Annotated in this window: 20 protein-coding genes; 13 read left to right on the forward strand and 7 right to left on the reverse strand. The window is 72.3% G+C overall.

Annotation, left to right across the window (positions count from 1 at the left end; translation table 11 throughout):
• Nucleotides 1–37 precede the first annotated feature (37 nt).
• From AB1046_RS10395 to AB1046_RS10405, 3 genes are all read right to left on the reverse strand, one after another.
• On the reverse strand, nt 38–1,279 hold the full coding sequence (locus AB1046_RS10395; protein ID WP_369375002.1) for an MFS transporter: 1,242 nt from the start codon (nt 1,277–1,279) through the stop codon (nt 38–40).
• Nucleotides 1,280–1,358: 79 nt separating this feature from the next.
• Nucleotides 1,359–2,048, reverse strand: a complete 690-nt coding sequence (locus tag AB1046_RS10400; RefSeq protein ID WP_369375004.1) for a metal-dependent transcriptional regulator — start codon at nt 2,046–2,048, stop codon at nt 1,359–1,361.
• Nucleotides 2,049–2,057: 9 nt separating this feature from the next.
• The gene (locus AB1046_RS10405) at nt 2,058–3,758 is read right to left on the reverse strand and encodes a metallophosphoesterase (RefSeq protein ID WP_369375006.1); all 1,701 of its coding nucleotides are present in this window, start codon (nt 3,756–3,758) and stop codon (nt 2,058–2,060) included.
• A gap of 84 nt (nt 3,759–3,842) precedes the next feature.
• On the opposite strand from AB1046_RS10405, the gene AB1046_RS10410 reads away from it, so the two are divergent.
• On the forward strand, nt 3,843–4,325 hold the full coding sequence (locus AB1046_RS10410) for a hypothetical protein (protein WP_369375008.1): 483 nt from the start codon (nt 3,843–3,845) through the stop codon (nt 4,323–4,325).
• 39 nt (nt 4,326–4,364) lie between these two features.
• Here AB1046_RS10410 and AB1046_RS10415 read toward each other — a convergent pair whose 3' ends face one another.
• A complete protein-coding gene (locus tag AB1046_RS10415) occupies nt 4,365–5,174 on the reverse strand; it encodes a Ku protein (protein ID WP_369375010.1) in 810 nt (269 codons plus the stop codon).
• 91 nt (nt 5,175–5,265) lie between these two features.
• Nucleotides 5,266–5,520 (reverse strand): glutaredoxin family protein, encoded by a 255-nt coding sequence (locus AB1046_RS10420; RefSeq protein ID WP_369375651.1) that lies wholly within the window; start codon nt 5,518–5,520, stop codon nt 5,266–5,268.
• A 194-nt stretch (nt 5,521–5,714) separates the two neighbouring features.
• Here AB1046_RS10420 and AB1046_RS10425 point away from each other — a divergent pair, with 194 nt between their 5' ends.
• The 4 genes from AB1046_RS10425 (at nt 5,715) to AB1046_RS10440 (ending at nt 10,294) form a co-directional block, all read left to right on the forward strand.
• Nucleotides 5,715–8,234: an ATP-dependent DNA ligase gene (locus tag AB1046_RS10425; RefSeq protein WP_369375012.1), complete on the forward strand. Its 2,520-nt coding sequence runs from the start codon at nt 5,715–5,717 to the stop codon at nt 8,232–8,234.
• Nucleotides 8,235–8,321: 87 nt separating this feature from the next.
• On the forward strand, nt 8,322–9,248 hold the full coding sequence (locus AB1046_RS10430) for an NADP-dependent oxidoreductase (protein ID WP_369375014.1): 927 nt from the start codon (nt 8,322–8,324) through the stop codon (nt 9,246–9,248).
• A gap of 81 nt (nt 9,249–9,329) precedes the next feature.
• Nucleotides 9,330–9,755 carry a VOC family protein gene (locus AB1046_RS10435; protein WP_369375015.1) on the forward strand — a complete coding sequence of 142 codons (426 nt, stop codon included), beginning with the start codon at nt 9,330–9,332 and terminating at the stop codon, nt 9,753–9,755.
• Entirely contained in the window at nt 9,752–10,294 is a 543-nt protein-coding gene (locus AB1046_RS10440) for a GNAT family N-acetyltransferase (RefSeq protein ID WP_369375017.1), read from the forward strand. The genes AB1046_RS10435 and AB1046_RS10440 overlap by 4 nt, the downstream gene beginning before the upstream one ends.
• 23 nt (nt 10,295–10,317) lie before the next feature.
• Here the strand turns inward: AB1046_RS10440 and AB1046_RS10445 are convergent, their stop codons facing one another.
• Both AB1046_RS10445 and AB1046_RS10450 read right to left on the reverse strand, forming a co-directional pair.
• A complete protein-coding gene (locus tag AB1046_RS10445) occupies nt 10,318–11,169 on the reverse strand; it encodes a siderophore-interacting protein (protein WP_369375019.1) in 852 nt (283 codons plus the stop codon).
• 19 nt (nt 11,170–11,188) lie between these two features.
• Nucleotides 11,189–12,607: an MFS transporter gene (locus tag AB1046_RS10450; RefSeq protein WP_369375021.1), complete on the reverse strand. Its 1,419-nt coding sequence runs from the start codon at nt 12,605–12,607 to the stop codon at nt 11,189–11,191.
• Between AB1046_RS10450 and AB1046_RS10455 the strand changes: the two genes are divergently transcribed.
• The 8 genes from AB1046_RS10455 (at nt 12,594) to mqo (ending at nt 19,386) form a co-directional block, all read left to right on the forward strand.
• Nucleotides 12,594–13,232, forward strand: a complete 639-nt coding sequence (locus AB1046_RS10455) for an N-acetyltransferase family protein (protein WP_369375023.1) — start codon at nt 12,594–12,596, stop codon at nt 13,230–13,232. The genes AB1046_RS10450 and AB1046_RS10455 overlap by 14 nt on opposite strands.
• Nucleotides 13,233–13,308: 76 nt before the next feature.
• On the forward strand, nt 13,309–13,944 hold the full coding sequence (locus tag AB1046_RS10460; protein WP_369375025.1) for an N-acetyltransferase family protein: 636 nt from the start codon (nt 13,309–13,311) through the stop codon (nt 13,942–13,944).
• 92 nt (nt 13,945–14,036) lie between these two features.
• Nucleotides 14,037–15,263, forward strand: a complete 1,227-nt coding sequence (gene eis / locus AB1046_RS10465; protein ID WP_369375027.1) for an enhanced intracellular survival protein Eis — start codon at nt 14,037–14,039, stop codon at nt 15,261–15,263.
• 168 nt (nt 15,264–15,431) lie between these two features.
• Complete coding sequence (locus tag AB1046_RS10470; RefSeq protein WP_369375029.1) at nt 15,432–15,650, forward strand: SCO4848 family membrane protein; 219 nt, start codon at nt 15,432–15,434, stop codon at nt 15,648–15,650.
• A 152-nt stretch (nt 15,651–15,802) separates the two neighbouring features.
• A complete protein-coding gene (locus AB1046_RS10475) occupies nt 15,803–16,354 on the forward strand; it encodes a TetR/AcrR family transcriptional regulator (protein WP_369375031.1) in 552 nt (183 codons plus the stop codon).
• 16 nt (nt 16,355–16,370) lie between these two features.
• Nucleotides 16,371–17,024 (forward strand): pyridoxal 5'-phosphate synthase, encoded by a 654-nt coding sequence (locus AB1046_RS10480; RefSeq protein ID WP_369375033.1) that lies wholly within the window; start codon nt 16,371–16,373, stop codon nt 17,022–17,024.
• 68 nt (nt 17,025–17,092) lie between these two features.
• Nucleotides 17,093–17,761, forward strand: coding sequence for a maleylpyruvate isomerase family mycothiol-dependent enzyme (locus AB1046_RS10485; RefSeq protein WP_369375035.1), 669 nt, complete (start codon nt 17,093–17,095; stop codon nt 17,759–17,761).
• Between the two features lie 122 nt (nt 17,762–17,883).
• On the forward strand, nt 17,884–19,386 hold the full coding sequence (mqo, locus tag AB1046_RS10490) for a malate dehydrogenase (quinone) (RefSeq protein ID WP_369375037.1): 1,503 nt from the start codon (nt 17,884–17,886) through the stop codon (nt 19,384–19,386).
• Nucleotides 19,387–19,407 lie beyond the last annotated feature (21 nt).

Raw genomic sequence — 19,407 nt, forward strand, 5'->3', positions numbered from 1 at the left:
GGTACCGGCGCAGGCTGGGACCTCGCTGGACTTGTGGTCACAAAGTTGTCTCCGCCGCCTGGTGGACAACCCGCTGCCGCCCGAACGCCAGGATCAGGCCGAGCCCCAGCACGGTGACCGCGGCCCCGGCCCAGGCCGGCGCGAGATAGCCCCAGCCGGCGTTGATGACCACGCCGCCCATGAACGCGCCGGCACCGTTGGCCACGTTGAGCCCGGCGTGGCACAGCGCCGCACCCAGCGACGGCGCGCCGGGCGAGAGGTCCATGAGGCGGGTCTGGAACGCGAGGCCCAGCACCTGGGAGGTGACGCCGAGCAGGAACAGGGAGATCAACGCGGGCACCACCGAGCCGCCCGTCAGCGCGAACAGGACGAGCGAGGCCGCCGTCGTCACGAAACCGATCACCACCGCGCGCAGCACACCGCGGTCGGCGAGCCGCCCGCCGATCTGCATCCCGACGGTCATGCCGACGCCGAACAGGGCGAGCACCCAGGGCACCGCACCGCCGGGCAGGCCGGTCACCCCGGTCAGGGTGGGGGCCACGTAGGTGTAGACGGCGAACATGCCGCCGAACCCGATGGCGCCCACTACGAACGCGAACCACAGCGGTACGTTCCGCAGGGTCGCCAGCTCGGTCCGCACCGAGCGCCCCGCCCCGCCCGCGCCGGCCGGCACGAGGCGCCACAGACCCAGCAGGGTCACGATCCCGAGCACACCGATCAGGACGTAGGAGACCCGCCACCCGAAGGCCTGCCCCACCCACGTGGACAGCGGGACGCCGACGATGTTCGCGATGGTCAGGCCGGTCATCATGGTCGCGACGGCCCGCCCGCGCTGGGCCGGCCCGGCGACGGCGGCCCCCACCGCCGCCCCGACGCCGAAGAACGCGCCGTGCGGCAGCCCGGCCAGGAATCGCCCGGCCACGAGCCAGCCGATGTCCGGCGCCGCCGCCGACAGCACGTTCGCCACGGTATAGGCGCCCATGAGCAGGAGCAGCAGGCGCTTGCGCGACATCCGCGCCGCGGCAACGGTCAGCAGCGGCGCCCCGACGACGACGCCCAGCGCGTACGCGGTGATGGTGTGCCCCACCTGCGGGTCGGTCGCCAGGAGGTCGGCACCGACGTCGGGCAGCAGGCCCATGGCGGCGAACTCGGTGGTGCCGATGGTGAAGCCGCCGACGGCGAGGGCGACGAGCGCGGGCGCCGCGCGGCGCATCGAGCCGGTCTTGGCCGCCTCGCCAGCCACCTCGTCGGGGGCGTGCTGCTCAGAGCTGGTCGCCATGGGAACTCCAGGGGTGTCGTATCGATTCGGTAAGACCGTCGGCGACACCGGCGACGAAACAGCGGGAACGAGGAGAAGCCTACTCCCGTGCCACCCACACCCGGGAGGCCGCGAGCAGGCCGAGGTCGGCAACCCGCTCGTCCGGGCAGGTCCAGGAGACGGCGACCGTGCCGGCGAACTCGCGCCGGGCCTGCACCTCGACGCGCATGTCGAGGTCCAGGCCGAGCTCGGCGAGGTAGCGCAGCGCCTCAGGGTCGGCGTCGGAGATCCGGACGACGGTGCCGCTGTCACCCGCGTGCATGGCCGACAGCGGCATCGCGTCCGGCCGCACCACCGTGCCGTCGGCGGCCGGGATCGGGTCGCCGTGCGGGTCGCGCGACGGGTTGCCCAGGCGCGCGGCCATCCGCTCCACGAACACGTCGGAGACGGCGTGCTCCAGCACCTCGGCCTCGTCGTGCACCTCGTCCCAGCCGTACCCGAGCTGGTCCACGAGGAAGGTCTCCAGGAGCCGGTGGCGGCGCACCATCATGAGCGCGAGGCGGCGGCCGTCGTCGGTCAGCCGGATCGCGCCGTAGCGCTCGTGCTCCAGCAGGCCCTGCCCGGACAGGCGGCGCACCGTCTCCGAGACGGTGGACGCGCCGACCCCGAGCCGGTCGGCGAGGTGCTTGGTGGTCACCTTCTCGTCCGACCACTCCTGGGCCGACCACACCGCCTTCAGGTAGTCCTGGGCGACGGGCGTCAGCTCGGCCGGGTCGGTTGCGCTCTCCACGCCCCGAGCCTAGTTGCCCGACGGCGACGGCGTCCGCCCCGAGCCGGACGTCGTCCCGCCGAGCACCCCACCCAGCACACCCCCGGGCACCCCGTCCGGTATCTCGTCCGGCAGCGGAACCGCTGGCGGCATCGCCTGCCGCTCGCTCACCGACGCCTCGCCGTCGGGCGTGACCTCGACGAGCTGCCAGTCCACGAGCTGGCGCCGCTCCGGGTCGAACCGCAGCACCGTCATCTCCGAGGAGTCGCGCAGGGGGCCCACCGAGGCGTTGCCCTGCGTCGCGCCGGCGGTGCTCGCGTTCACGTATCGCACGCCGTAGCCCACTACCTCCGGACCCATCCGCGTGTGCATGTGCCCCGAGATCTGGAACGGCACGCAGCCCGACTCCAGGGCGGCGGTGCCGACGACGGGCTGGTGCACCATGAGCAGGTCCACCCGGTCCTCCGCGGTGAAGCCGCCCAGGCCGGCCTCCCCCGCGGCGTCGCACGCGACGTCCCGCAGCCGCTCGCCGGCCTCCTCGGGCGTCTCCTCGCGCGCGTTGACGGTGCCGCCGCCGATCCGGGTCTCCAGCGGGTCCCGGTCGCCGAGGATCCGGATGCCCGCCACCTCGACGATGTCGCCGTCGAGCACGATCTGGCGGTTCGCCAGCTCGGTGGCCGTCGTCAGCCGCGAGTCGTGGTTGCCGTCCGCCACGACGAACGGGACGCCGTCGGGCACGGCCGACGCGAACGAGTCCACGCAGACGGACTCCACGCTCGTGCCGTTGATGGTGGTGTCCCCCGCGTTGAGCATCACGTCGGGCGCGAGCCGGTCGGCAAGGTCCCTGATGAGCGGCGTCATGCCGGTGTTGCAGTGCAGGTCCGAGACCAGGAGCAGGGTCACGTAGTCGGGTTCCTCGGGGCTGTCCGACGCCGCGGCGTCTGGCTCGGTGCCCGGCTCGGCGGCCGCCGCCTCCTGCTCGGCGACCCGGGCGTCCCAGGCCGCCATGAGCTGCTCGCGGGCGCCCGCGTAGAACACCTCGTTGGCCTGGTAGGCGTCCACGAGCTGCCCGCTGTAGGTGTCGACCACCCCGGCCAGCCGGCCCGTGATGCGGGCGCCCTCCAGCGCGGTCCCCGCGAACACCGGCGAGGCGGGGAGCGTCGCCCGCTGCTCGGGTGCCGAGCTGGCCGTGACTGTCCCGGCCACCAGAACGACGACGAGCACAACGCCGGTGATCGCCCAGGTGCGGGCGGCGAGCGCCCCGGCGAGGTAGCGCCGTCGGGCCGGACCGAGCAGGGCGCGCAGCCCGAGACCTGCCGCGACCAGGAGCACCGCCGCCGTGCCCGTGCCGCGGACCGCGTCCCAGACCAGCGCCCAGGCCACGGTGCGCACTGTCTGCTGCGGGGAGTCGAAGAACTGGAGGTAGCCGTCGAGGTCTCCCGCGAGCGCGTCGAAGCTGGCGGCGTCCACGGCCGAGAGGTCTGCGGGGATCTCGTGCACGGTGATCCGGACACCGAGGGTGAACGGCAGCGGGGAGTCGGTGACGACGGTGCCGAGCGGGCCGAGGTCGGCGACCAGCTCGTCGTCCGCGGTGACGGCGTAGGTGGCCTCGTGCGGGCCGAGGCTGAGGTCTGCTCTCGCGGTAGTGATCCCGGACGCTAGGCAGACGAGGAGTGCGGCCACTCCGGCGAGGGTCCAGCGCAGCCAGCGGGGCGGGTTGGTACGACTCATCACCTCTACCTTTGCACGTGGCCGGAACTGCTGCTGACGGGCCTGCTCCTGTCGGATCCGCGGCGGGCACGGGAGGATGGGCGGATGTTCGTGCTCCGGTCTGTCTGGCGTCCGCCCGCCCCTGTCGCGCGGGTCTGGTCGGTGCTCGCCGACCCCCGGTTCAGCTGGCCCGACTGGTGGCCGGGGCTGACCGCGGAGGCGACCCACTCCGCCGTCGGACCCCAGGGGCTGGCCGCGCCCGGGGCGTGGGCACGGCTACGGGTGCGCAGCCCGCTCGGGTACGCGCTGCGGTTCCGGCTGGACCTCGTGGAGACGACGGCGCCGTCGGCGGGCGTGCCCGGGCGGGCCCTGCTGGAAGTCTCGGGCGACCTGGAGGGCCGGGCGGACGTGACGGTGTCGGAGGTTCCGGGCGGCGGCTCGACCGAGGTGCTGCTCGTCTGGCAGGTATCACCCGTCCCGGCCTGGTTCCGCGCGGCGTCACGGATCGGCCCGGGCCCGCTCGCCTGGGCCCACGCCCGAGTGATGCGCGCAGGCGCCCGCGGCCTGACGGCCCACCTGACTCGGTAACTCCACTCCCGCCGCGTTCGAGACCAGCGGAGCAGGGGGTCAGCCCGTTTTGCGGCGGGATTTTTTTGCGTCGGCGACGCTGCGTTTCAGGGCCTCCATGAGGTCTACCACCTCGGCGCCCCCGGTCTCCTCCTCGGCTGCCTCGCCGAACGTCGCCGCCGTGTCGACGCTGTCGCCGGCCTCCAGCTTCGCGTCGACGAGCTTGCGCAGCTGCACCTGGTACTCGTCCTCGTAGTCCTCGGGCGTGAAGTCGGCCTCGAAGCTGCTCACCAGCTGGGCCGACATCGTGAGCTCCTTGTCGCTGATCTTCGCGGGCTCGTCGAGGGACGGAAACGCTGCCTCGCGGATCTCGTCGGCCCACAGGAGGGTCTGCAGCACCAGGATCTCCTCGCGCACCCGCAGCGCCGCCAGCCGGGTGCGCTGCCGCAGCGCGAACTTCACGATGGCGGTGCGGTCGGTCTCCTCCAGCGTGCGGCGCAGCAGCACGTAGGCCTTCGTCGACTTGGAGTCGGGCTCCAGGTAGTACGTCCGGTCGAGCATGATCAGGTCGATCTGCTCGCTCGGCACGAACTCCACGACGGAGATCTCACGGTCCCGTTCGGCGGGGAGGTCAGCGAGGTCCTGCTTGGTGAGCACCACTGTGCGCTCGCCGTCGTCGTAGGCGCGGTCGATGTGCTCGTACGGCACCACCTCGCCGTCGATCTCGCACACACGCTTGTACCGGATGCGTCCGCCGTCGGCGTCATGCACCTGGTGGAGCGGCACGTCGTGGTCCTCGGTCGCGCTGTACAGCTTGACCGGAACGTTGACGAGGCCGAAGGTCACGGCACCCTTCCAGATCGCCCTCATGCTTCTATAGTGCGCCCCAAGCGCACCACATGCCCAGGTTTCGGTCTCCGCCGACGTACCGGGCGGCGTGCCCGGGCAGGCAGGGCCGGCGTCAGAGGCCGACGCGGTCCAGCTTCGCCGCGAGCTCCGCGTTGGTGGGCTCGACGAGGTGCTCGCCGTCGGGAAACACCAGGACCGGGAGGGTCTTTCGCCCGGTCAGCGCCTCGGCCTCGTCGGCCCGGGTGGGGTGCGCCACGAGGTCCACGTAGACGTAGTCCACCCGGCGCACGTCGAGCACCGCCTTGCTGCGGCGGCAGTCCCGGCACCACGCGGCGCCGTAGACGGTGAGCCGGTCGGGCCGGCCGATCGACGGCGCGTCGGCAGCGGCAGCCGGGGCTGCCGCGAGCGCGCCGACCGACGCGGACGCTACCGCGCCGATCGAGAGGGATTCCGAAATCACTCGCCGGAGCCTAGCCGAGTCCCTCGCCCCGCTACGACACCCGGTCACGTGATTTCCGCGACCCCTGGGCACGGGAGCGCGACCGGCTGCACGATGGTGTGATGGCGGGCACCCAGCAGACGGTCACGGTGGACGGGCACAGCCTGCGCCTGAGCAATCTCGACAAGGTGCTGTACCCGGCTTCGGGCACCACCAAGGGTGAGGTGCTGCACTACCTGGCGCAGATCGCGCCCGTGCTGCTGCCGCACACCGCCAACCGCCCCACCACGCGCAAACGGTGGCCCGACGGCACGGGCGGGCAGATGTTCTTCCAGAAGAACCTCGACGCCTCCACCCCCGACTGGGTCAAGCGAAGGTCGATCCAGCACAAGACGTCGGCCAACGACTATGTGCTGGTCAACGACCTCGCGACCCTGACCTGGCTGGGCCAGACGGCGACCCTCGAGCTGCACACCCCGCAGTGGCAGTTCGGCCGCACAGGTGCGCGCCTCGACCCGGACCGCCTGGTGCTGGACCTCGACCCGGGCCCCGGCGCGGGCCTGCCCGAGTGCGCGCAGGTCGCCCGGTGGGCTCGCGAGATCCTGCAGGGCATGGGGCTGGAGCCGTACCCCGTGACGTCCGGCTCCAAGGGCATCCACCTCTATGCGGCCCTCGGCAAGGCCCAGGACACCCGCCTCAGCTCCGACGCGGTGTCCGCCGTCGCGCACGAGCTCGCCCGCTACCTCGAGACCGAGCACCCCGACCTCGTGATCAGCGACATGAGCAAAAAGCTGCGGACGGGAAAGGTGCTCGTCGACTGGTCGCAGAACAACGGCAGCAAGACCACCATCGCGCCCTACTCCCTGCGCGGTCGCGACCGGCCCTGGGTCGCCGCGCCCCGCACCTGGGCGGAGCTGGACGACCCGGACCTGGCCCAGCTCACCCCCGAGGAGGTGGTCGCCCGCGTCGAGGCCGACGGCGACCTCCTCGCGCCGCTGCTGGAAGGTCACCTCTCCGCTCTGGAGCCGACGCCGGAGCGCCTCGCGACCTTCCAGAAGCTTCAGACCTACCGCGCCAAGCGCGACCCGGCGAAGACGCCGGAGCCGTTCGGGCCCGATGCGCCGTCCGAGGCCGCGCCAGGCGCCGAGGCCAAGCCCACCTTCGTCATCCAGGAGCACCACGCCCGCCGCCTGCACTGGGACTTCCGCCTGGAGCACGACGGCGTCCTCGTCAGCTGGGCCCTCCCCCGCGGCGAGCCCACCGACCCGGCCAAGAACCACCTCGCCGTACAGACCGAGGACCACCCGCTGGAGTACGGGTCCTTCGAGGGATCCATCCCCGGCGGCGAGTACGGCGCCGGAGAAGTCACGATCTGGGACTCCGGCACCTACGACCTGGAGAAGTGGCGCGACGACGAGGTGATCGCCACCCTCCACTCCGCCGACCGCGGCTCCCGCCGGCTCGCCCTGATCCGCACGGGCGGCCGCGACGGCGACGCCGAGAACAACTGGCTCATCCACCTGACGAAGTCCCAGCCCGGGGCCCCGCAGCCACCAAGTACCCGGCCCACGCGCCGCCCGAGCCCGAGCCCGAGCTCGAGCCCGAGCCCGAGCAGGCGAGAACCCGGCACTCAGCGAGACCTGGGGCAACGGCCCATGCTCGCCACCGCCGCCACACCCGGCGACCTGACCAAGCCGGAGGACTGGGTCTTCGAGATGAAGTGGGACGGGTTCCGCGCCCTGGCCCACGTCCTGGACCCGGAGACGGTGCACCTGGTCAGCCGCTCCGGCCAGGACCTCACCGCGACGTTCCCCGAGCTCAGCGTGCTCGCCGCCCAGGCAGACCCGGCCCGGCTCCCCATGCTGCTCGACGGCGAGATCGTCGCCCTCGACCGCAACGGCCGCCCCGACTTCCGCCGCCTCCAGCAGCGGGCCAACCTGCGCAAGGAACGCGACGTCGCCCGCGCCCGGGCCCTCGTCCAGGTGGACCTCATGCTGTTCGACGTCCTACGGGCCGACGGCGAGGACGTCACCGGCCGCCCCTACACCGAGCGACGCGAGCTCCTCGAGTCCCTGGTCACACCCGAGGCACCCGTGCACCTGCCGCCCGCTTTTGAGGGCGACCTCGATGCCGCATTGCGCACCTCGCGCTCCCTGAGACTGGAGGGAGTCGTCGCCAAGCGCCGCACCTCCACCTATGCCGGACGGCGCTCGCGGGAGTGGCTCAAGGTCAAGCACCAGGCGATGCAGGAGGTGGTCATCGTGGGCTGGCGCCCGGGCCGGGCAGACACCTCGGTGATGGGCTCGCTGCTCATGGCGGTCCCGGACCTGCCGGACGGCGCCGGCCTGCGCTACGTCGGGCGCGTGGGCACGGGCTTCTCCGAGCACGAGCGTCGGGAGATCACCACCCGGCTGCGCGGCATGGAGCGCAAGACACCGGGGGTGTCCGGCGTTCCGGTGGAAGACGCGTCGGACGCCCACTGGGTCTCGCCCAAGCTGGTGGGCGAGGTGACGTACGCCGACTGGGCAGAGGGTCCCGACAGGGCCTCGGGCGAGCGGCGGATGCGGCACTCGGTGTGGCGCGGCTGGCGTCCGGACAAGTCACCGGCGGACGTCGAGGTGGAGCTGCCCAACCAGCCGTGACCCCGGTCTGGCGTGCCGCTTGGCACACTTTTACCGGCGACGGGCGAGCGCAGGAAAGCCACGCTCCGTAGGCCTATCGTTGCCAGCATGCGAGCGATCACGTATTCGAAGTTCGGCAGCGCGGACGTCCTCGAGCTCACCGAGCAGCCTGACCCGCATATCGGCCCCGACACCCTCGTGGTGCGGGTCAAGGCGGCCTCGGTCAACCCGGTCGACTGGAAGATCCGCGAGGGTCGCCTGCAGGGCCTCGTCGACGTGCAGCTCCCGGCGATCCCGGGCTGGGACGTCGCGGGCGTCGTCGAGCAGGTCGGCCTGGACACCCCCGAGTTCCAGGTGGGCGACGAGGTCTACGGCTACGTGCGCAAGGACACCGTGCAGGGCGGCACGTTCGCCGAGCTCGTCGCCGCGCCCGTCCGCACGCTGGCGCGCAAGCCGGCGTCGCTGAGCTTCGAGGAGGCGGCAGCGGTGCCGCTCGCGGGCCTCACTGCCTACGAAGCGATCCAGCGGGCCGGGGTCAAGGACGGCCAGACCGTGCTGGTGCACGCCGCGTCCGGTGGCGTCGGCGCGTTCGCCGTGCAGATCGCGAGGGCTCGGGGCGCGCGCGTGATCGGCACCGCGAGCGAGCGGAACCACGAGTTCCTGCGCGGGCTCGGTGCCGAGCCCGTCACCTACGGCGACGGCCTGGCCGACCGGGTCCGCGCGCTCGCGCCCGACGGCGTCGACGTGGTCCTCGACTTCGCCGGCGGCGACGCCGTAGCCGCCAGCGCGGAGCTCCTGGCCGACGGCGGCACCATCGCCTCGATCACCGACGCCACCGCCCGCACCGAGCACGGCGGCCACTACGTCTGGGTGCGCCCGTCCGTCGCGGGCCTCGACGCGCTCACCGCCCTGTTCGACGCGGGCGAGCTCACGGTCGAGGTGGCCCAGGTCTTCGACCTGGCCGACGCCGCGGACGCGCACCGGGCCAGCGAGACGGGCCACACCCGCGGCAAGGTAGTGGTCCGGGTGGCGTGATCGGCCGAGCCGAGCCGAGCCGGCCGGCGGGCGGCCCTAATTTCGCTGGGCGGCCGCGGCGGGTTGTGCCAGGGTCCGACGATGACCTCTTTCATCTCGCACATCACCGTGGACTGCTCCGACGCCTACTCGCTCTCCCAGTGGTGGAAGCCGGTGCTCGGCTACCAGGACGTCCCCGGCGACCCGAACCTGCCCGGCCACCACGAGTGCATGATCGTGGACCCGGACGGCAAGGGCGTGTCCGTGCTGTTCATCGAGGTGCCGGAGGGCAAGTCGGTCAAGAACCGGGTGCACCTCGACCTGCGCCCGCGCGCCGACCTGCGTGACACGGAGATCGCGCGGGTGATCGCACACGGTGCCACGGTGGTGGGCGACCACCGCGGGCAGTACGGCCCCGGTTCCGGCTGGGTGACGCTCGCCGACCCGGAGGGCAACGAGTTCGACATCGTCCGCTCCCTCGCCGAGGTCGCGGAGCAGCCCGCGCCGGCCGGCGCCGTCGACGCGTGAGCGACTGGACGATCCGGCCCGAGCGGCCGGAGGACTTTCCGGCGATCCGGGAGGTCCTGGTCGCGGCCTTCGGCGACGACGAGGTCGCCGACGGCGTGGACCGGATACGCGAGTCGTGGATCTACCGCCCGGCAACGTCGCTGGTCGCGGTGTCGGGCGGCGAGGTGTCCGACGACGAGGTGGTCGGTCACGTCATGATCGACGGCTGCACCGTGACGGGCGCCGCCGGTGAACGCACGATCGCGATGCTGACTCCGCTCGCTGTCCGCCCTGACCGCCAGCGGCGCGGCTTCGGCGCAGCCCTGGTGCGGGCGGCCCTGGCCGGTGCCGAGGAGGCCGGTGAGCCGCTGGTGGTACTGGAGGGGAGCCCCAGGTACTACGGGGCGCTCGGCTTCCTCCCGGCCCGCGAGCACGGGATCGAGATGCATCTGCCGGACTGGGCTCCGCGCGAGGCCGCCCAGGTTTATTTGCTGCCGGCCTACGACCCGGCGGACCCGACCCTGCGCGGTCTGATCGGCTACCCCCCGATCTTCGGCTGAGGCCAGCTCCACGCGAGCGACGCTCAGCCCGGCGCCGAACGGCCGTGCCGCCAGTAGCCCACGAAGTCCACGTGCGCCTTGGGCACTCCCCGCTCGCCCACCAGGTGCCGGCGCGCGCCCGTGGCCAGCGCCGACTCGCCTACCGCGAAGGCGTACACGTCACCGCTCAGCCCGGTCAGGTCCAGGTCGCGCAGCTCCGCGAGCGCCGCCTGCCCGGGGAGGGCGTGCGGGTCCTCGCCGTCGGACCGGACCACCCAGCGCAGCTCGACGCCGGAGGGCACCCGGAACTCCTGCTTGTCCCCGGCCGTGGGGACCTCGATGACGGCGACGCCGCGCGCCTCCTCGGGGAGGGACTCACAGATGCCCGCGACGGCGGGCAGCCCGGACTCCTCGGTGACCAGGAGCGTCCAGTCATGTGGGTGGCGCGGGTTGTAGACGACGCCCTGGTCGAGCACGCCGACGCGCATGCCCGGCTCTGCGACCTGGGCGAAGTCGGCTCCGGGCCCCGAGTGGTGCTCGGCATCCTCTGCCTCGTCGTCGGGCCCCGCGTGCAGCACGAAGTCGACGTCGATCTCGTTCAGGTCGGGGCGCGCGGCGCGGACCGTGTAGTTGCGCACCCAGGGCCGCCGGGTCTTCGGGGTGGTGAGGTATTCGGCGTACCAGAGCGCCGACGCGCGCGTGGGCAGCCGGAGCATGTCCTGGCCCGCGCGCGGCAGGAAGAGGCGGAACCACTGGTCGTAGCCGATCGGCGTGAACTGGGCGAGCTCGTCGCCGCCGAGAGTCACACGCATCATGTTCGGCGTGACCTGCTTGGTGCCGACTACCTCAGCCATGACGACGTGCGGATCGACCGCCTTGCGCACCTTGAATGCCATGCGCTGAGGTTAGGCTTACCTAAGCCGATTTGACCAGCCCTTCACCCGGACCGCTCTCGTCCGGACCCACCGGATCCGCCCCGGGGACGCTCCGGATCCCCACCAGGGACAACAGCCCGCCGATCACGAGCAGCCCCGCGGTGACCAGGAGCGCCCGGTGGAACGAGTCGACGTCGAGCACACCGCCCGTGATGACACCGGCGAACGCCACCATCACGAGCCCTGCCACACGCGAGACCGCGTTGTTCACGGCGGAGCCGATGCCGGCGTCGTGCGCCGGGACGGCACCCAGGATGGCCGCCGTCAGTGGCGCCACCGTCATCGACAGGCCGAGCCCGAAGACGATCTGGCCGGGCAGCACCTGCGTGGGGTAGAAGGCGGTCTCGTCCATCGCGAGCATCAGGAGGAACCCGGCCCCCGCCACGATCGGTCCCACGGTCATGAACAGCCGCGGCCCGTACCGGCCGGCGAGCGTGCCGAACCAGGCGGACAGCGCGATCATCGCGAACGTAACCGGCAGCTGCGCCAGGCCCGACCAGGTGGCCGAGTACCCGGCAACCTGCTGCAGGAACAGCGTGACCACAAAGCCGCCCAGCGAGAGCGCGCCGTAGATAGCGGTGGTCGCCAGGTTGCCCCACGCGAAGTTGCGCACCCGGAACAGGCGCAGCGGCAGCATCGGGTCTGCGGCCCGGCGCTGGTAGAGCACAAACGCGATCAGCATCGCGGCGCCCACCACGACGGGCACCACGATGCCCGGCGAGGTCCAGCCCAGCCGCTCGCCCTCGATCAGCCCGAACACCACTCCCGCAAGACCGAACGCGGCCAGCGCAGCACCGGGGATGTCCACCCGCCGGCCCGGCTCGCCCTCCGCCGCGGGAACCGCGCGCAGCATCCAGAGGGTCACTGCGATGACCGGCACGTTGATCCAGAACACCCAGCGCCACGACGCGAAGTCCACCAGCATGCCGCCCACGAACGGGCCGACGATCATCGCGCCGGTGGTCCACGCCGTCCACCGGCCGATCGCCCGGGCCTGCGCCTCACCGCTGAACGTCGCGATGATCAGGGCGAGCGAGCTCGGCACGAGCAGGGCGCCGGCCACCCCCTGCAGGGCGCGGGCGATCACGAGGACGGGGCCCGTCGGGGCGACCGCGCACAGCACGGAGGCGATCCCGAACCCCACGAGCCCGACCGTCAGCACCCGGCGCCGCCCGTAGACGTCGGAGACCGAGCCGGCCACGAGCATCAACGAGCCGAGGGTCACGAGGTAGGCGTCCACCACCCACTGCTGCAGGGCCAGCCCGGCGATGCCCGGTCCCCCGAGCTCGTCCGCTATCGCGGGCAGCGCGACGCTCACCACCGTGCCGTCGAGGAAGGACACGAAGGAGGCGAGGACTGCGACGAGGAGCACCCGGCGCTGAAGCGTGGTCACGAGCATCACCGTAGACCTGGCCACCGACATCGGCCGCTGGATAAAAACGGGCGGGTTCATCCCACCAGATTTCCGGCACGATCAGGTCATGGACCTGACGATCCGAGCCGCGACCGCCGACGATGCGGCGGCGTGCGCCGACATCTACGGCTTCTACGTGCGCCACACCCACATCAGCTTCGAGTCGGAGCCGCCGGGCGCCCCGGAGATGGCGCAGCGCATCGCGAGCTACTCGGCCAGCCACGCGTGGCTCGTGGCGCAGGACGCGAGCGGGTCCGACGTCGTCGGCTTCGCCTACGCCGCGCCCTACTCCTCGCGCGAGGCCTACCGCTGGGCGGCCGAGACGAGCGTCTACCTGGAGGCGGGCCGACGCCGGACCGGCGCGGGCCGCGCGCTCTACGAGGCGCTGTTCGAGCGGCTCGCCGAGCGCGGCTACCGCCGTCTGATTGCGGGACTCGCCCTCCCGAACGACGCCAGCCTCGGCCTGCACGTCTCGCTCGGGTTCGAGGTGGTCGGCACGCTCCGGAAGGTCGGCTGGAAGCACGGCCAGTGGCGCGACGTCATGCGCCTGCAGAAGGACCTCGCGCCCGACGACCGCCGCGACACCCCACCCGCCGGCGAGCCGAGCTGATCTACCCGCTCGACCCACCGCCGTCAACCCGCCGCTGCGATCATCGCATCCGCCCTGTTCAGGACAGGATCCGTGCATGGACAGCATCGTCCGCGTCGCGACACCAGACGACGCCGCAGCCTGCGCCGCCATCTACGCCCCCTTCGTCGCCGACTCGGCGGCGACCTTCGAGACCCGTCCGCCGGATTCCCGCGAGATGACACGCCGGATCGAGCGATTCTTCGGCCGGGAGACCTGGCTGGTGCTCGAGACCGAGGGCAGCCCGGTCGGCTTCGCCTACGCGAAGCCGTTCGCGGACCGCCCGACGTTCCGCTGGACACTCGAGACCAACGTGTACGTCGCGGAGGGCTACCAGCGGCGCGGCGGCGGCCGAGTTCTGTACGACGCGCTCCTGGCCCGGCTCGCCCGGCGCGGGTACCACCGCGTCGTCGCCAGCGTCGTGCTGCCGAACGACCCCGCCGTCGCGCTGCACGAGGCCGCCGGGTTCCAGCGGGCGGGCTCGTTCAACAAGATCGGCTGGAAGCACGGGCAGTGGCACGACGCCGTCCTGTTCCAGCGCGATCTCGTGCCCGACGACGGGATCACCCCCGGCGACCGCACCTCCGACGCCGAGCTGCCGCGCCTGCTCACGCCCGAGCCGCTCGAAGTCACCCGCACCCCGTTGCACCGGCCCCACCCGGCCGAGGACCAGGTCGCCTACTTCGGCGACTGAGCCGGAGCCGCAGGCTAAGTCGCCATGAACAGAAGCTGGGCCGCCCCGAATGAGCTCGCGGGAGCCCGGGACCGTTGCCTAGTGTCGGCCGCATGAGTCTCACCGTGCGCCCCATCGAGTACGCCGCCCAGGCGGACTACACCCGCCTGGGCGGCGAGGCGTTCGGCGCGCCCGAGGGCGGCCGCACGGTACCGACCCGCGAGGAGTGGGAGGCCGCCGACTTCCGCGAGTGGGGTGCGTTCGACGACGACGACGGCCTGGCCGCCCGGCTGCGGGTCTACGGCTTCACGTCCTGGTTCCACGGTGTCCAGGTGCCGACGGCGGGCGTGGCCGGCGTCGCGGTCGAACCGGAGCGGCGCGGCTCCGGCCACCTCACGCGGCTCTTCGGCGCCGCCCTCGCCGAGGCGCGCGAGAACGGCGAGGTGATCTCCACGCTCTTCCCCAGCGCGCCCGGCATCTACCGCGGCCTGGGCTACGAGGTGGTCGGCTCGTTCGACGACGTCGACGTGCCGCTGCAGAACCTGAGCCGGGTCACAGCACCCGATGGGATCACCACCCGCCGGGCCACGCCCGCGGACTTCGACTCGATAGTCGCCGTGCACCGCACCTGGGCCGCCGCCCAGAACGGCCCGATCTCCCGGGCGGAGAAGCCGTTCTGGACCCCGCCGGAGAAGTTCTTCGCCGACTACACCGGCGTCACCCTCGCGATCGACGGGCACGGTTCGGCGGGCGACGCGGGCGCCGTCGTCGGCTTCGCGAGCTGGATCCGCGGTGAGGGGTACACGCCCGCCGACGCGGTCATGGAGATCGACGACCTCATCGCCCTGACCCCCGGCGCCGCCCGCGCCCTGTGGCGCACGCTCGGCAGCTTCTCGACGGTGGTCGGCGCGGCACGCGTGTCGACGTCGGGCCTGGATCCCGCGTGGCTGGTGCTGCCCGACCTGACCTCCACCGTGCACGCCGCGCACCCGTACATGCTGCGGATCCTGGACGTCGCCGGCGCGCTGGCCGGCCTGGAGTCGCCGCTCGACGGCGTGCGTGTCCCGTTCGCGGTCCGCGGCGCGGCGGACATCGAGGGAGCCTGGACGCTCACTGTGTCCGACGGCGTCACCCACCTCGAGCGCGACGCCGTCCTCGCCGAGGACGCGCACCACGAGCGGCCGGTGCTGAGCGTGAACGGGCTGGCGCTGCTGTACGCGGGCACGCAGTCCGCGGCCAACCTCCGGATCGCGGGACACCTGACCGGCACCCCCGGCCACGACGCCGTGCTGACCGCTCTCTTCGCGGGCCGCCAGCTCCACGTCCGCGACTACTTCTGATCCCCGCTCTTGGCTGCGGACGGCACCCAGCCGGATCGGGCGAGTCAGCCGGGTCAGCCGGGTCCTGGGCCGCCCGTCGTAACTCCTAGCGGTGTTGAGCACATCAGCTGCCGCCAGTACGGCGGCCGCTGTGCTCAACGCCGTGCGGCTCGGCGGGATACTGGGCACGTGAACATCCCGGTCGCCTGGTCCGTCGTCCTGATCGTTACCGCCCTGTGGAACCTGCTCATCTGGCCGCGGTTCTGGCAGCGCATCGTCGCCGACCCCCGGTCGCGCGACGCCGACGGCCGCGCCACCAAGTTCCTCACCGTGCACACCGTCCTGATCGCGATCTCACTGGCCCTGGCCCTTTCGGTAGGCGTCCTGGGCGCTCTAACCCTGATCTGACGCCCCGGTCGAGATCTGGCGCTTCCGTCGAGATCTGGTCGTATGCGACCAGATCTCAGCGCAACCACCAGATCTCAGCGCCCGTGCAGGCTTGTCATCCCGGAGGCTACGCGGGGTTGTGACCATACCTGGAGGTAGGTATGTTCAGGGTCATGAGTACGGACAGCGCGCGCGGTCGGATCGTCGGGGCCGCGCAAGATCTCTTCGCCGCACAGGGCGTCGGCGCCACGAGCCCGCGGGCGGTGCTGGCGGCGTCCGGCGTCGGGCAGGGCAGTCTGTACCACCACTTCCCCACCAAGCACGACCTCGCGGTAGCCGCGGTCGGCGCCACCGTCGACGACGCGCTCGCCAAGGCGATGCGCACGCTCGGCGCCGAGTCCCCCGCCATCGACCGCCTCGTCGCCTACCTCGAACGGCCGCGCGACGCCCTGGCCGGCTGCCGGATCGGCCGCCTCACCGCCGACCAGGCGGTGATGGACGACGACGGCCTCCGCCCCGTGGTGACCGCCTACTTCGTGCGGCTGCTCGGCGTGCTCACCGGCATCTTCCGGGAGTCGGGCCTGCCCGACGACGTCGCCCGCGACCGAGCGCACGCCGCCCTCGCGATCATCCAGGGCGGTTACGTCCTGGCCCGTGCCACACAGGACCCGGACGCGCTCACCACGGCGGTGCGCGGCTTCGTCGGCCTGCTGAACCAGAACTGAACCAGAAGGAGAACCCGTGACGTTCCGCGAGCGCCTGCGCGCGCTGCCGACCATCCCCCGGCCAGGCCTCCCGGCCCTCGACCCGGAGGCGGCCCCGGCGACTCCGCACGAGCTGTTCGTGACGTGGATCGACGAAGCGATCGACGCGGGCGTCCTGCTCCCGCAGGCCGCGATCCTGTCGACCGCCGACACCGCGGGGCACGTCCATGCGCGCACGCTGCTGCTCAAGGACGTGACGGCGGACGGCTGGTGGTTCGCCTCGCAGTCCACTGGACCGAAGGGCCGCGACCTGGCGGCCAACCCGCACGCCGCGCTGACGTTCCTGTGGCCGGTACTGGGCCGCCAGGTCAAGGTCACGGGCAGCGCGGCGCCCGCCGGGCCAGAGGCGAGCCGGGCCGACTTTCTCGCGCGGTCCGACCTGTCCAGGGCCACGGGCCTGGTGAACCACCAGAGCGAACCACTCGCCTCCCAGGAGGAGTACGTGGGCGCGTTCGCCGAGGCGCTGCGTGCCGTAACCGCAGACCCCGAGCTGGTCGCTCCGGACTGGACCGCCTATGTCCTGACGCCCACCGAGGTCGAGTTCTGGCAGGCGCCGGACAACGGGCCGCAGACCCGCCTGCGATACGTGGTCGGCGCCGGCGGCTGGACGTCCGGCCTGCTGTGGCCCTGACCGGCCGCCTGGATCCATACCGCCTGCATCCGCACCCAAGAGCTTCAGCCCGACGAAGGGACGCCCCTGTGACCAGCACCGACCTGATCCCCCACGCCCTGGCCGACTCGACGGCGGGGCTGGACGCGCTGCTGGCCGCCGTCGGGCAGCTGACCGATGACGACGCCGCCGGGCCGTCGACGCTGCACGGCTGGACGCGCGGGCACGTCCTGTCTCACATCGCGGGGCTCGGCGGCGCGATGCTCGGGCAGGCGCGGGCCGCCGCGCGCGGCGAGGTGGTGCCCGTGTACCCGAGCCAGGAGGCTCGGACCGCCGGGATCGAGGCGGGTGCCGGCCGAACGGTCGCCGAGCACCGAGGCGTCCTGAGCGCCCTGCGCACCGACCTGACGCAGGCCTGGCCCGAGCCCGCCTCACCGCTCTGGGACGCCCCGAGCGGGTACCGCGGCGGACCACTGTCGGGCTGCCTGCAGGCCTGGTGGCGCGAGGTCCGGATCCACTCGGTCGACGCGCTCGCCGGCACGGCCCAGGCGGTCGGCTACGAGACGTGGGACGACGCCCTGTGCGCGCATCTGCGCGAGTTCCTGGCTGTGCGGCTGCCCGACGGCGTGGCCGTGGACGACGTCGAGGGCGACCCCCGCGACGTCACCGCCTGGCTGGCCGGCCGCGTTCCGACGACGCCGCTGCCGGGTGACCTGCCCGAGCTGGGGCCGTGGCCGTCCGCCGTCCCGGCCAGGTGAGCCCGGGCTCCCGGGCCGCCCACGGCGCTCCTAGACGGGCGTGAGGGAGGTCACGGAAGCCGGCACGTGATTCACGCCACAACGCTCGTTCCGCTTTTCACAAGCGGGCTATCGTTTCTGCCGTGACTTTCTATCACCAGAGCGCCCCGCGTCCCTCCGAAGAGGTAGATGTCGCGCTGATCGGCGGAGGGATCATGAGCGCCACCCTCGGCGCGCTGTTCACGATCCTCGAGCCGACCTGGCGTATCGGGATCTACGAACGACTCGATGAGGTAGCCCTCGAGTCATCGAACCCGTGGAACAACGCGGGCACCGGCCACTCCGCGCTCTGCGAGCTGAACTACACGCCCGAGCGTGCCGACGGCTCTGTCGACATCTCCAAGGCGGTGACGATCAACGAGCAGTTCCACACCTCCCGCGAGTTCTGGAACCACCTCCTGACCGCCGGCCTGATGGAGGGCACGGACTTCATCAACGTCACGCCGCACATGACGTTCGTGCGCGGCGCGGAGAACGTGGACTTCCTGCGCCGCCGGCACGAGGCGCTGAGCGCGCACCCGCTGTTCAGCGACATGGAGTTCAGCTCGGACCCGGCCGTGATCGGCCAGTGGGCCCCGCTGATGACCCTGGACCGCGACGCCGACGAGCCGATCGCCGCGACCCGGGCCGCCGGTGGGACCGACGTCGACTTCGGCGCGCTCACCAAGCAGCTCATCGACTTCGCGACGACGAAGAACACCGAGCTGCACGTGAACCACGAGGTCCGCGGTCTCAAGAAGCTGCGGGACGGCCGCTGGCGCATCACCCTGCGCGACCGTACCTGGAACGCCGGCACCCGCCGTCGTACCGTGACCGCGAAGTTCGTCTTCGTCGGCGCGGGCGGTGGCGCGCTGCCGCTGCTGCAGGCCTCGGGCATCAAGGAGGCCCGCGGTTACGGCGGCTTCCCGATCTCGGGCGAGTTCCTGCGCACCTCCTCGCCTGAGCTCGTGGCCCAGCACCAGGCCAAGGTGTACGGCAAGGCCGACGTCGGCGCCCCGCCGATGTCCGTGCCGCACCTGGACACGCGCATCGTGGACGGCAAGGGCTACCTGATGTTCGGCCCGTACGCCGGGTTCAGCCCGAACTACCTGAAGAAGGGCAAGTACCTCGGCCTGATCACGTCGCTGCGCCTGCACAACATCGGCACGATGCTCGGCGTCGCCGCGAAGAACATGGACCTCACCGGCTACCTGGTCGGCCAGGTCGTCTCCGCGCCGGAGACCAAGTTCCACGAGCTGCAGCGCTTCATGCCGACGGCGCAGCCCGGCGACTGGGAGCAGATCACCGCGGGCCAGCGCGTCCAGGTGATGAAGTGGGTCAAGGGTAAGGGCGGCGTGCTGGAGTTCGGCACCGAGGTCGTCGCGGCCAAGGACGGCACCATTGCCGGCCTGCTGGGCGCATCCCCGGGCGCCTCGACCGCCGTCGCCGCCATGACCGGGCTGCTGGAGCGCTGCTTCCCCGGCCGGTACGACGCGTGGAAGCCGCAGCTCACCTCGATGATGCCGAGCCTGAGCGGCGGCGCCCAGTACGACGCCGCGGAGCTCACCAGCGCGGACGCCGCCCGGCGGGTCCCCGCAGGAGCCTGACCTCAGGGTCTGTTTCGATCA

This window comes from Promicromonospora sp. Populi (assembly GCF_041081105.1).
In the GTDB taxonomy this organism is placed as follows: domain Bacteria; phylum Actinomycetota; class Actinomycetes; order Actinomycetales; family Cellulomonadaceae; genus Promicromonospora.